A 12,083-nucleotide genomic window follows, 5' to 3' on the forward strand; every position below is an offset into this window, starting at 1 on the left:
CGAGGTGCTCCGCATGCCCACCCCCGCCGGCAAGCCTGCCGCGACCGACGACGTGCGCGAGCTGTGCCGGATCGCCGAGGCCTTGCGTGCCTCGTCCGCGATGGTCGAGCTCGCGCTGGACGGGACCGTGCTGACGGCCAACCGGCACTACCTCGACATCATGGGGTACTCCTCCGCCGAGCTGGTCGGGCAGCACCACCGGACGGTCTGCGACCCCGCCCACGCGGCGTCGGCCGAGTACGCCGCGTTCTGGGCGCGGATGGCCGCCGGGCAGGTCGACGCGGGCGTGGTCGTGAAGCGGCTGGCCAAGGGTGGCCGTGAGGTGTGGCTGCGCGCCTCCTACATCCCCATCCCGGACGACTCCGGCCGGCCGGCGAAGGTCGTCGTGCTGGCCACCGACATCACCGAGGGCAAGGTCGCCGCCCTCGAGCGGCAGAGCCAGGCCGTGGCGCTGGACCGGTCCCAGGCGGTCATCGAGTTCGCCCTGGACGGCACCGTGCTCACCGCCAACTCCAACTTCCTGGACGCGATGGGCTACACGCTGGCCGAGGTGCGCGGCAAGCACCACCGGCTGTTCGTCGAGCCGAGCACGGCCGCCAGCGCCGAGTACGCCGAGTTCTGGCAGCGGCTGGGGCAGGGCCAGTTCGAGGGCGGGGTCTACAAGCGGCTGGCCAAGGGCGGCCGCGAGGTGTGGCTGCAGGCCACCTACAACCCGATCCTGGACGAGGAGGGTCAGCCTCTCAAGATCGTGAAGTTCGCCAGCGACATCACCGTGGCGCGCCTGGCCGACGTCGAGTCCCGTGGCAAGGTCGCCGCCATCGACCGCGCCCAGGCGGTGATCGAGTTCAAGACCGACGGCACCGTGCTGACCGCGAACGCCAACTTCCTGGCCACCATGGGCTACGCCCTGCACGAGGTCCAGGGCAAGCACCACCGGGTGTTCTGCGAGCCGACCCTGGCCAGCAGCGCCGAGTACGAGGAGTTCTGGGCCCGGCTGGCCAGCGGCGCCTACGAGTCCGGGGAGTTCAAGCGGCTGGCCAAGGACGGCCGCGAGGTGTGGCTGCAGGCCACCTACAACCCGATCCTCGACGACACCGGCAAGCCCCTCAAGATCGTGAAGTTCGCCAGCGACATCACCGAGGCCAAGTTCGCCGGCGCCGAGGCGCGCGGCAAGGTCGCGGCGATCGACCGCGCCCAGGCGGTTATCGAGTTCGACCTGGCCGGGCGCATCCTCGCCGCCAACCAGAACTTCGTCGACACCATGGGGTACCCGCTCAGCGAGATCCGCGGCAAGCACCACCGGATGTTCTGCGAGCCCTCCTACGCGTCCTCCGCCGAGTACGCCGAGTTCTGGCAGCGCCTCGGGCAGGGGCACCACGAGAGCGGGGAGTTCAAGCGCCGCGACAAGGACGGTCGCGACGTCTGGCTGCAGGCCACCTACAACCCGATCCTCGACGACTCGGGCCGGGTCGTGAAGATCGTCAAGTTCGCCACCGACGTCACCCGGGAGAAGCGGAAGAACGCCGAGTACACCGGCAAGGTCACCGCGATCGAGCGCGCCCAGGCGGTCATCGAGTTCAACCTCGACGGCACGATCATCACCGCCAACCCCAACTTCCTGGACGCGCTGGGCTACACGCTGGCCGAGGTGAAGGGCAAGCACCACCGGATCTTCTGCGACCCGGTCTACACCACCACCCAGGAGTACCGGGACTTCTGGGAGAAGCTGGGCAGCGGCGACTTCCACAGCGGGGAGTACCGGCGGATCCACAAGAACGGCAAGGACGTCTGGATCCAGGCGACCTACAACCCGATCCTCGACGACCTGGGCCGGCCGTTCAAGGTGGTCAAGTTCGCCAGCGACGTCACCGCGGCCAAGCTGCGCGCCGCGGAGATCGAGGCGCGGGTCAACGCCGTGGATCGGTCCCAGGCGGTCATCGAGTTCGACCTGGACGGCAACGTCCTGTCGGCCAACGACAACTTCCTCCGCACCATGGGCTACTCGCGGCGGGAGATCATCGGTCACCACCACAGCGAGTTCTGCGACGACGCGTACATCCGCTCGCCGGAGTACCGGGACTTCTGGCTGCGGCTGGGCACCGGTGAGGTGCTGGCCGGCCGCTTCCACCGCAAGGGCAAGTACGGCCGGGACGTGCACATCCAGGCCACGTACAACCCGATCCTCGACCTCACCGGACAACCGTTCAAGGTGGTCAAGTTCGCCTACGACGTCACCGCGGAGGTCGAGCGGGAACGGCGGATCGCCTCGGGCACGCAGGACATGACCGCCTCGGTGCGGGAGCTGGCGGCGTCCATCGAGGACATCGCCCGCAGCTCGCAGACCGCCACCGGGCTGGCCGCGGAGACCCAGGACAACGCGCGCCAGGGGGTGGAGGCGCTGCGCGCCTCGCTGGAGGCGATCGCGCTGATCCAGAAGTCGTCGAACTCGATCACCGAGATCGTCCGGGTCATGGGCGAGATCGCCAACCAGACGAACCTGCTGGCGTTCAACGCCTCCATCGAGGCGGCCCGCGCCGGCGAGCACGGCGTCGGCTTCTCGATCGTCGCCGGTGAGGTGCGCAAGCTGGCCGAGCGGTCCTTCGAGGCCTCCCAGCAGATCGGCAAGCTGATCGAGGAGTCCGCCGAGCGCGTCGCGCTGGGCTCGGAGGTCTCCAAGCGGGCCGAGGACGCGTTCGAGCGGATCGTCAGCAGCGTCACCCGGACCAACGAGACGATCCACAGCATCTCCACGTCCACCCAGCAGCAGCAGGAGGCGTCCCGCCAGGTCGACGAGCTCATCGCGCAGCTCGCCGTCGCGGACTGACGGTCGTGACCACCCCGGAGGCCCCCCGCGGGGACGTCGTCTACGGCCTGCTGCGGCTGGCCGGGACCGATGTCGCCCTCCCGCTGTCCGCGCTGCGCGAGGTGGTGCCCTGCCCGGCCGAGCTGGCCGGGCTGCCCGCGGCCGCGCCCGGCCTGCTCGGCGCGATCGAGCTGCGCCGGCTGGTCCTCCCGGTGCTCGACCTGCAGGTGGTCACCGGTCGGGGTGAGGCGCGGCGTCCCGACCAGGTGGTGGTGGTCGTGGCCTCCGACGACCGGGTGCTGGGCCTGCTGGCCGACCAGGTGCAGGGCATCTGCGAGGTGCCGGCCGACACCCTGGTCGCCGCGCACGCGGAGGGTGGGGGACTGCTGTTCTCGCACACCTTCCGCCATCCCGAGACCGGCCGCGCCTACAGCGTGCTGGACGCCGCTGCGGTGCTGCGGCTGCCGGGCGTGCCCACGGTCACCGACGTCACCCGGGCCGCCGCGCCGGTGCGGGACGGCGGCCCGCTGGCCGGCCGGCGCACCCTCACGGTGCTGCGCTGCGGGGGATACCGGCTGGCCATCGACGCGGCGCACGTGCACACCACCATCCCCACGCCGGACCTGCGTGCCTCCGTGCTGACCAGCCCCACCTGCCCGGGGACCGTGGTGTTCGACGACCGCGAGGTGCCGGTCGTGGACCCGCTGGTGCTGCTCGGGCTCGGCGAGCTGGCGCGGGCGGACACCGGTGCCGGGCTGGTGCTCGACCTGGGCACCGGCTATGTCGTGCTGGCGCTCAGCGAGCTGCTGGAGCTGGCCCAGGTCGGCCCGGACGACGTCCTGCCCACCCCGTCGTTCGCCCTGCCCCGGCCCGACCTGCTGGCCGGGGTGGTGGAGGTGACCGGCGTCGGGGACTGCCTGGTGCTGGACGGCGACGCGCTGCTGGTCGACCCGCAGCTGTCGGCGTTCGCGGCGGTGAACACCGCCCTGGAGACCACCCGGAGCGGGGACGACGCGGCGGTGACCGCAGCGGCCGCCGCGGCCGGTGGGGCGCCGTCCTACCTGACCTACTCCATCGGCCTGGACCTCGCCTCGCGGCTGGACCAGGTCAGCGAGATCCTGCCCTACCCGGACACGCTGACCCGGACGTCGGTGCCCGGCCTCCTCGGCCTGGTCACGCACCGGCGAGCCGTCGTACCGGTGCTGTGCCTGTCCACGCTGCTCGGGCGCGCGCAGCGGGAGGTCGGGCCGTCGACCTGCCTGCTGCTGGTGGAGGTGGACGACGAGGTGGTCGGCTTCGCGGTCGACGCCCTGCGCAGCATCGCGCCGCTGACCTGGACCGACGCCGACCAGGCGGTGCGGGGCGAGGCGGGGGACCGGGGGCCACGCTCCGCTCGGCCCCGCTGGTGCGGGTCGGGGAGGAGAGCCGGCTGCTGCCCGACCTGGACCTGCGCGCCGTGGCCCGACGGCTCAGCCCACCGCCGGTGCCGACCCCGCGCCCGCCGGCCGACGAGCTCGCGGCCGTCTGAGGCGAACCCGCGGACCCGACCACGCAGGTGGGGAACGGCAGGGACCCGCACGCGCGAGCGTGCTCGGTGATCCGGTCGCGGGGCCGGAGGTTCCCGACCGGATCACCGGCAACGGCTCAACGACGGCCGGGTACGGCCGCTGGCCGCGGTGGAGGCCGGTAGGCCGACTCAGAGATATTGCCCGCCGCCGTGCCGGGGCTCGGGGCCGGGCTGGCTGCCGCCGGGCAGCGCCTTGCGGCGCATCTCCTCCAGCTGCGCGCGGGCGGCCATCTGCTGGGCGAACAGCGCGGTCTGGATGCCGTGGAAGACGCCTTCCAGCCAGCCGACCAGCTGGGCCTGGGCGATCCGCAGCTCGGCGTCCGACGGGGTCTCGCCCTCGGTGAACGGCAGCGTGATCCGCTCCAGCTCCTCCCTGAGCTCGGGCGCCAGGCCCTGCTCGAGCTCACGGATGGAGGAGGCGTGGATGTCGCGGAGCCGGTTGCGGCTGGCGTCGTCCAGGGGCGCGGCCCGGACCTCCTCCAGCAGCTGCTTGATCATCGTGCCGATCCGCATCACCTTGGCGGGCTGCTCGACCAGGTCGCCTACGCCGGGACCGCCGTCCTCCCCGCCCTGCGCCATCGGCAGCGAGCCGACCGGCTGACCGTCGGGACCCACGACGAGGACCTGCTGGGGGTGGGGCTCACCGGTGCCAGGAGCAGTCATGCCCCCATCCTGCCCCGCGTCCGGCAGCCGCGTGCCCGGGGCCGCCCGAGGTGACCGCCGCCACCGCCGCACGAACTACGCTCGCGGCATGTCATCGGGTGCCGGGCGGCTGGACGTCGCCCGCGTCCGGGGGCTGTTCCCGGGCCTGTCCGACGGCTTCGTGCACGCCGACGGCCCCGGCGGCACGCTGGTGCCGGAGAGCGTGGTGCGCGCGGTCTCCCAGGCGATGCGGGTGCCGATCGCCAACCGCGGCGGGGTGTTCCCGTCCTCCGCACGCGCCGAGCAGCTGGTCTCCGGCGCGCGCTCGGCGGTCGCGGACCTGGTGGGCGGGGTGCCGGCCGGGGTGGTGCTGGGCCCGAACGTCACCTCGCTGACCTACGCCGTCGCCCGTGCGCTGGCCAAGCACTGGCGGGCCGGGGACGAGATCGTGGTGAGCCGGCTGGACCACGACGCCAACGTCCGGCCGTGGCTGCAGGTGGCCGACCGGCTGGGGCTGGTCGTGCGCTGGGCCGAGGTCGACATCGAGACCGGGGAGCTGCCGGACTGGCAGTACGACGAGCTGCTCACCAACCGCACCCGGCTCGTGGCGGTCACCGCGGCCAGCAACGCCATCGGCACCTGCCCGGACGTCGCCGCGATCACCCGCCGCGCCCACCAGGTCGGGGCCCTGGTGTTCGTCGACGCGGCGCACGCCGCCCCGCACCTGCTGCTGGACCTCGAACAGCTCGGGGCGGACTTCCTCGCCGTGTCGGCCTACAAGTGGTGCGGCCCGCACGTCGGCGCCGTCGTCGCCGACCCCGGTCTGTGGGAGGAGCTGTGGCCGGACAAGCTGCTGCCGGCGTCGGACCGGGTGCCGGACCGGTTCGAGCCGGGCACCCCGCCGTTCGAGCTGTACGCCGGGGTGGCGGCCGCCGTCGACCACTTCGCCGCGCTCTGCCCGGAGTCGACGGGCACCCGGCGGCAGCGGCTGGTCACCGCGATGGCCGCCGTCGGCCGGTACGAGGGCGAGCTGTTCGACCGGCTGGACACCGCGCTGCGGCGGATGCCGCACCTGCACGTGCTGGGTGAGCCCTGGCCGCGCACCCCGACGCTGTCGTTCACCGTCTCGGGGATGCGCCCGCGGCAGGTCGCCGGTGAGCTGGCCCGCCGCGGCATCTGCGCCTGGGACGGCGACTTCTTCGCCCGCGAGCTGTTCGACGCGATCGGCGTCAACGAGGCCGGGGGCGCCGTCCGGCTGGGGCTGATGCACTACAACACGGCCGAGGAGGTCGAGCGGCTCGTCGAGTGCATCGACGACCTCCGCTGACCTCAGTCTGGGAGCAGCAGGACCTTGCCGATGTGCGAGCTCTCCTCCAGCAGGGCGTGCGCCTCCGCCGCGCGGGACATCGGCAGCCGGCGGTCGATGACCGGGCGGACCACGCCGCGCTCGACGTCGGGCCACACGTCGTGCCGGACCGCCGCGACGATCTCCGCCTTGCCGCCCCGGCCGGTCGCGGGCCGGGAGCGCAGCGCGGTGGCGTGCACGCTGCCCCGCTTGGCGAGCAGCCGGCTGAGGTCCAGCTCGGCCTTCCGGCCGCCCTGCATGCCGATGACCACCAGCCGTCCGCCGTCGGCGAGGACGTCGACGTTGCGGGCCAGGTAGGCGGCCCCCATGTTGTCCAGGACGACGTCCGCGCCGTGCCCGCCGGTGGCCGCCCGCACCCGTTCGACGAAGTCCTCGTCCCGGTAGTTGACGACGATCTCGGCGCCGAGTTCCCGGCAGACGGCGAGCTTGGCCGGGCTGCCGGCGGTGGTGGCCACCCGGGCGCCGGCCCGCACCGCCAGCTGGATCGCCATCGTGCCGATGCCGCTGGAACCGCCGTGCACCAGGAACACGTCGCCCGCGCGCAGCCCGGCCAGCAGGAACACGTTGGACCAGACGGTGCAGGTGACCTCCGGCAGGGCCGCCGCGCTCGCGAGCTCCACCCCCGCGGGCCGGGGGAGCAACTGCCCGGCCGGGACGGCGACCCGCTCGGCGTAGCCGCCGCCGGCCAGCAGCGCGCACACCTCGTCGCCGACCGCCCAGCCCGCGACGCCGTCCCCGACCTCGCTGATGACGCCGCTGCACTCCAGCCCGAGCACCTCGCTGGCGCCCGGCGGGGGCGGGTAGAAGCCCTGCCGCTGCATCAGGTCGGCCCGGTTGACCGCGGTCGCGACGACATCGACCACCACCTCACCCGGCCCGCACACCGGGTCGGGCACCTCACCCCAGCCGAGGACGTCGGGGCCGCCGGGCTCGCTGACCGTCACCGCACGCATGCCCCCGACGCTATGCCCGTGGTGCGGCCGCCGCGCGCCCGGCGTTGATCATGGCGTTGTTGCCCGGTGACACGCCGTCGGACGGCGTGTCACCGGACGATCTCCCCATGATCAACCGGGAGAGGGGCCGGGTCAGGCGCGGGCCTTGAGGTCCTTGCGGAGGATCTTGCCGGCCATCGACTTGGGAACCTGCTCGATGAACTCGACCAGGCGCACCTTCTTGTGCGGCGCCACCCGCTCGGCGACGAACGCGATGACACCGTCCTCGTCGAGGGACGAGCCGGGGGCCCGGACGACGAACGCCTTGGGCAGCTCGTCGCCGGTGTCCCGCTCCAGCACGCCGATCACCGCGGCGTCGGTGATCTCCGGGTGGCCCAGCAGCACGGCCTCCAGCTCGGCCGGCGCCACCTGGTAGCCCTTGTACTTGATCAGCTCCTTGACCCGGTCGACGACGGTGTAGCGGCCCTCGTCGTCGACGATCGCCACGTCACCGGTGTGCAGCCACCCCTCGCGGTCCAGGGTGTCCGCGGTGGCCTGGGGGTTGTTCAGGTAGCCGGCCATCACCTGCGGGCCGCGCACCCACAGCTCGCCGCGCTCGCCGGGGGCGCAGTCCTCCCCGGTGGCCGGGTCGACCAGGCGGCACTCGGTGTTCGGCAGCGCGTAGCCGACGGTGCCCTTGGGGGTCGGGCCGGCGCCCGCGGGTTCCAGGCCGACCTCGGGGGTGGTGTGCGAGACCGGCGAGAGCTCGGTCATGCCGTAGCCCTGGCCCACCGAGGTGCCCTCCGCGGCGCCCTTGCGCAGCCGGTCCTGGGCGGCCTGGGCCAGCGACTCGTCCAGCGGCGCCGCGCCGGAGGTGACGCTGCGCAGCGAGGACAGGTCGAACTGGTCGACCATCGGGTGCTTGGCCAGGGCCAGCACGATGGGCGGGGCGACGAACGCGCGGGTGATCCTGTGGTCCTGGATGGCGCGCAGGAACTGCTCGAGGTCGAAGCGGGGGAGCGTGACGACGGTGCCGCCCCACTGCAGGCCCTGGTTCATCAGCACGGTCAGCCCGTAGATGTGGAAGAACGGCAGGACGGCGATGATCCGCTCGTCGCCGTCCTCGACGCCGGCCAGCGGGCGCGACTGGGTCACGTTGGCGACCAGGTTGCGGTGGGTGAGCATGACGCCCTTGGGCAGGCCGGTGGTGCCGCTGGAGTAGGGCAGCGTGACCAGGTCGGTAGCCGGGTCGATGTCGACCTGGACGGCGGGGGCATCGGTGGTGAGCAGGTCGCGCAGCGAGGCGTGCCCCTCCGCGCCGTCCATCACCACGATCTCGTCGACGGGTGCCTGCGCCACCGCGGCCTGTGCCCGGTCCAGGAACAGCGAGATGGTGATCAGCACCTTCGCGCCGGAGTCCTTCAGCTGGAAGGCGATCTCGTCGGGCGTGTAGAGGGCGTTGATCGGCGAGACCACGCAGCCGGCCGCCGCGATGCCGTGGAAGACCACCGGGTACCAGATGGTGTTCGGGGCGAACACGGCGACGACGTCGCCCTTGCGGAGGCCGCGGGCGGCGAGGGCGGCGGCCAGGCGCTCGACGTAGAAGGCCAGCTCGCCGTGGGTGATCGTCTCGCCGGAGGTCCCGTCGATCAGCGCCGGGGAGTCCCGGCGCTCGGCGGCGCCGGCCAGCACGAACTGCGGGACGGACAGCTCGGGGATCTCGACGTCCGGGTAACGACTGGCCAGCGCCACGGGGTCCTCCTCGACTCGGGGTGTGGCGTCAGTCTCACACCGGGCGTGTCGCGAGTCACACCCGGGGGTTACCCGCAGGTAGCGATCACCCGCGCGGCCAGAGCACCGACTGGGTGCAGCGGAACAGCGCGAGGGTCTTGCCCGCAGCCGGGGCGGTGACCACGGCGTCCCACACCTGCGTCGTCCGCCCGGCGTGCGCGTTGGTGGCGACCACCTCGATCCGGCCCTCCCGGGCGGTGCCCAGGTGGTTGCTCTTCAGCTCGATCGTGGTGAACCCGCTCGCGCCCTCGGGCAGCAGCGCCCGGGTGGCCAGCCCGCAGGCGGTGTCGGCCAGCGCCACCACGCTGGCCGCGTGCAGGTAGCCGTTGGGTGCCAGCAGGTCGGGCCGGACGTCGAGGTGCGCGGCGAGCCGGCCGGGCTCGTGCTCGTCGATGACGATCCCGAGCAGCCCGGGCAGCGTCCCCGGCAGCAGGTCGTTGAGCTCGGCGGCGGAGTGGAACCCGGTGGCGGCCATGCCCGCGAACCTAGCTGCGGCGGCCGCCGATCCAGGCATAGGAGGCTTTGCACCCGGTCTGCGGCCGAGAAGTGGGTGCACAGGCTCCTATGCCTCTGCCTCTAGGCGAGGCCGCGGATGCTGCGCACCGGGGGACGGTCGCCCTTGATCGAGGCCACCATGTCCAGCGTCTGCCGGGTCGCGGCGACGTCGTGCACGCGGAACACCCGGGCGCCCAGCCACGCGCTCACCGCGGTCGCCGCGAGCGTGCCGGTCAGCCGCTGGTCGACCGGAACGTCGAGGGTCTCCCCGACGAAGTCCTTGTTCGACAGCGCCACCAGCACCGGCCAGCCGGTCGCCACCAGCTCGTCCAGCCGGCGGGTCGCCTCCAGGGAGTGCCGGGTGTTCTTGCCGAAGTCGTGCCCCGGGTCGACCAGCACCCGCTCCGGGTCCACCCCGGCGGCGACCGCCGCCTCGGCCAGCGCCGTCGTCCGCGCGACGACGTCGGCCACGACGTCGTCGTAGACCACCCGGTGCGGCCGGGTGCGCGGCGGCAGGCCGCCGGCGTGCGTGCAGACGATGCCGGCACCGGCCTCGGCGGCGACCACCGCCAGCTGCGGGTCGACCCCGCCCCAGGCGTCGTTGACCACGTCCGCCCCGGCGGCCAGCGCCTCCCGGGCGACCTCGGCGCGGTAGGTGTCGATGGAGATCGGCAGCGTCGGGTGCGCCGCGCGGATGGCGGCGACCAGGTCGACGGTGCGCCGCACCTCCTCCGCGGGGGACACCTCCGCGCCGGGCGCGGCCTTCACCCCGCCGACGTCGACCATGTCCGCGCCCTCGGCCACCACCTGCGCGACCCGGGCCAGGGCGGCGTCCAGCTCGTAGGTGGAGCCGCGGTCGTAGAAGGAGTCGGGGGTGCGGTTGACGATCGCCATGACGACGAGTCCGCCGTCCGGCACGTCGAGGGACCCGATGCGCAGCACGGGGCCAGCCAACCAAACTGCTGCCATGACCGAGTTCCCCGCCGCTCCCGACCGCGTCGACCCGCCGTACCTGGACGGCGAGCGTGCCGCCCTGGACGCCTGGCTGGAGTTCCACCGCGGCACGCTGCTGCACAAGTGCGCGGGTCTGAGCCCCGAGCAGCTCGGCGAGCGGTCGGTGCCGCCGTCGGCGCTGAGCCTGCGCGGCCTGCTCCGGCACATGACCGAGGTCGAGCGGGCCTGGTTCCAGCGGATCATCGCCGGCCGGGACGACGCCGGGGACCTCTACTGCGGCCCGGACGACCCGGACGGCGACTTCGACGGGGTGGGCCGCGACGGCGACGACCCGCCGGCCGCCGTCCCCGCGGAGCTGGCCGCGTTCACCGCCGCGGTGGAGGCAAGCCGGGAGGTGGCGGCGCGGGGCTCGCTGGACGAGCTCAGCCTGGGACGCACCCGACGGAAGCGCGAGCAGGTGTCGCTGCGCTGGGTGTACCTGCACATGATCGAGGAGTACGCCCGGCACAACGGCCACGCCGACCTGCTCCGCGAGCGCATCGACGGCGCCACCGGCGACTAGCGGATGGCGCCCCAGGGGAGGACGGCGTGCACGCCGACCACCTGGTTGACCACCTGGGTGACCCGCAGGTGGACCACCACGCTGGCCAGCGCCAGCGCGTCGGACCGGCCGATGCCGTGCACCGCGGCCATCACGTCGAGCATCGCGTCCAGCGCCACCGCCGTCGCCTCGTCCAGGTCGTCGGCGACGCCCATGGTCACCCAGCCCGCCGGGGTGCGGGCGACCGGCGTGGTCAGCGCACGGCCGAACAGGTCGGGCAGCACGTCGAGGGTCAGGTCGATCCGCTCCAGCGGGCACTCGATGGCGGTGCCGGCCACCTCACCGTCGCCCTGCGCGGCGTGCCCGTCACCGACCGACAGCAGCGCACCGGGCACGGTCACCGGCAGGTACAGGGTCGAGCCGGCGACCAGCTCGCGGCAGTCCAGGTTCCCGCCGTGCCAGGAGGGCGGGATCGTCGAGTGCTGCCCCGGTTCGGCCGGCGGCACCCCGATCACGCCCGGGAACGGCCGCAGCGCGACCGAGTGCCCGGCGTGGTTGCGGCCGACGCCGGCGGTCGCGTCGAGGGTCCACCGGTGGACGACGGGGGCGGCGGTCACCCCGAGCCACTCGTTGAGCGCCGTGGACCGCAGCCCGACGTAGGTGGTGCCGAACGGGCCGGGGACGACGTCGTCGATGCGGACGGCGAGCACCTGCCCGGGCTGGGCGCCGCGGACGGCGACCGGGCCGGTGAGCGCGTGCCCGTGCGCCGGGTCGTGCGCGGGGTGCCGGGGCCGGGCGGCGAGCCCTGCGACGGTGTCCGGGCCGGTGTACGGGCCGGTCGACCAGCCCGAGTCCAGCGTGCCCAGCCGCACCGAGGAGCCCGGGTCGACGGTCAGCACGGGCGGGCGCGCGGGGTCCCAGGAGCCGTGCAGGGTGCGCTCGTCGGGCAGCAGGACGTGGCTGGGCTCCATGCCGCCATCCTCCCCTCGGGG

At 73.6% G+C, this 12,083-nt stretch carries 10 protein-coding genes; 4 read left to right on the top strand and 6 right to left on the bottom strand.

Annotated elements, in window-relative coordinates:
* Window positions 1–13 precede the first annotated feature (13 nt).
* Together JD78_RS18890 and JD78_RS18895 are read left to right on the top strand one after the other, a co-directional pair.
* The gene (locus JD78_RS18890) at window positions 14–2,824 is read left to right on the top strand and encodes a PAS domain S-box protein (protein ID WP_153359185.1); all 2,811 of its coding nucleotides are present in this window, start codon (window positions 14–16) and stop codon (window positions 2,822–2,824) included.
* Window positions 2,825–2,829: 5 nt separating this feature from the next.
* The gene (locus JD78_RS18895) at window positions 2,830–4,401 is read left to right on the top strand and encodes a chemotaxis protein CheW (RefSeq protein ID WP_166521304.1); all 1,572 of its coding nucleotides are present in this window, start codon (window positions 2,830–2,832) and stop codon (window positions 4,399–4,401) included.
* Between the two features lie 98 nt (window positions 4,402–4,499).
* On the opposite strand, the gene JD78_RS18900 is transcribed toward JD78_RS18895, so the two are convergent.
* A complete protein-coding gene (locus tag JD78_RS18900) occupies window positions 4,500–5,033 on the bottom strand; it encodes a bacterial proteasome activator family protein (RefSeq protein ID WP_153359187.1) in 534 nt (177 codons plus the stop codon).
* 88 nt (window positions 5,034–5,121) lie between these two features.
* Here JD78_RS18900 and JD78_RS18905 point away from each other — a divergent pair, with 88 nt between their 5' ends.
* A complete protein-coding gene (locus JD78_RS18905) occupies window positions 5,122–6,339 on the top strand; it encodes a cysteine desulfurase-like protein (protein ID WP_153359188.1) in 1,218 nt (405 codons plus the stop codon).
* 2 nt (window positions 6,340–6,341) lie between these two features.
* On the opposite strand, the gene JD78_RS18910 is transcribed toward JD78_RS18905, so the two are convergent.
* From JD78_RS18910 to folP, 4 genes are all read right to left on the bottom strand, one after another.
* The gene (locus tag JD78_RS18910) at window positions 6,342–7,331 is read right to left on the bottom strand and encodes an NAD(P)H-quinone oxidoreductase (protein WP_166521305.1); all 990 of its coding nucleotides are present in this window, start codon (window positions 7,329–7,331) and stop codon (window positions 6,342–6,344) included.
* A 132-nt stretch (window positions 7,332–7,463) separates the two neighbouring features.
* Window positions 7,464–9,062, bottom strand: a complete 1,599-nt coding sequence (locus JD78_RS18915; protein WP_166521306.1) for an AMP-binding protein — start codon at window positions 9,060–9,062, stop codon at window positions 7,464–7,466.
* A gap of 85 nt (window positions 9,063–9,147) precedes the next feature.
* A complete protein-coding gene (locus tag JD78_RS18920) occupies window positions 9,148–9,576 on the bottom strand; it encodes a PaaI family thioesterase (protein WP_153359189.1) in 429 nt (142 codons plus the stop codon).
* 101 nt (window positions 9,577–9,677) lie between these two features.
* The gene (folP, locus tag JD78_RS18925; RefSeq protein ID WP_153359190.1) at window positions 9,678–10,538 is read right to left on the bottom strand and encodes a dihydropteroate synthase; all 861 of its coding nucleotides are present in this window, start codon (window positions 10,536–10,538) and stop codon (window positions 9,678–9,680) included.
* 25 nt (window positions 10,539–10,563) lie between these two features.
* On the opposite strand from folP, the gene JD78_RS18930 reads away from it, so the two are divergent.
* Window positions 10,564–11,112, top strand: coding sequence for a DinB family protein (locus tag JD78_RS18930; protein ID WP_153359191.1), 549 nt, complete (start codon window positions 10,564–10,566; stop codon window positions 11,110–11,112).
* On the opposite strand, the gene JD78_RS18935 is transcribed toward JD78_RS18930, so the two are convergent.
* Window positions 11,109–12,062 (bottom strand): acetamidase/formamidase family protein, encoded by a 954-nt coding sequence (locus tag JD78_RS18935; RefSeq protein ID WP_166521308.1) that lies wholly within the window; start codon window positions 12,060–12,062, stop codon window positions 11,109–11,111. The two genes, JD78_RS18930 and JD78_RS18935, sit on opposite strands and share 4 nt — an antisense overlap.
* Between the last annotated feature and the right edge of the window lie 21 nt (window positions 12,063–12,083).

It is taken from the genome of Modestobacter roseus, from assembly GCF_007994135.1.
Taxonomy (GTDB): domain Bacteria; phylum Actinomycetota; class Actinomycetes; order Mycobacteriales; family Geodermatophilaceae; genus Modestobacter; species Modestobacter roseus.

Bases quoted from the DNA above. Each gene is read 5' to 3' on its own strand.
- JD78_RS18930 (WP_153359191.1), top strand. From the start codon at position 10,564: ATGACCGAGTTCCCCGCCGCTCCCGACCGCGTCGACCCGCCGTACCTG.
- JD78_RS18920 (WP_153359189.1), bottom strand. From the start codon at position 9,576: ATGGCCGCCACCGGGTTCCACTCCGCCGCCGAGCTCAACGACCTGCTG.
- JD78_RS18900 (WP_153359187.1), bottom strand. From the start codon at position 5,033: ATGACTGCTCCTGGCACCGGTGAGCCCCACCCCCAGCAGGTCCTCGTC.
- JD78_RS18890 (WP_153359185.1), top strand. From the start codon at position 14: ATGCCCACCCCCGCCGGCAAGCCTGCCGCGACCGACGACGTGCGCGAG.
- JD78_RS18910 (WP_166521305.1), bottom strand. From the start codon at position 7,331: ATGCGTGCGGTGACGGTCAGCGAGCCCGGCGGCCCCGACGTCCTCGGC.
- JD78_RS18935 (WP_166521308.1), bottom strand. From the start codon at position 12,062: ATGGAGCCCAGCCACGTCCTGCTGCCCGACGAGCGCACCCTGCACGGC.
- JD78_RS18905 (WP_153359188.1), top strand. From the start codon at position 5,122: ATGTCATCGGGTGCCGGGCGGCTGGACGTCGCCCGCGTCCGGGGGCTG.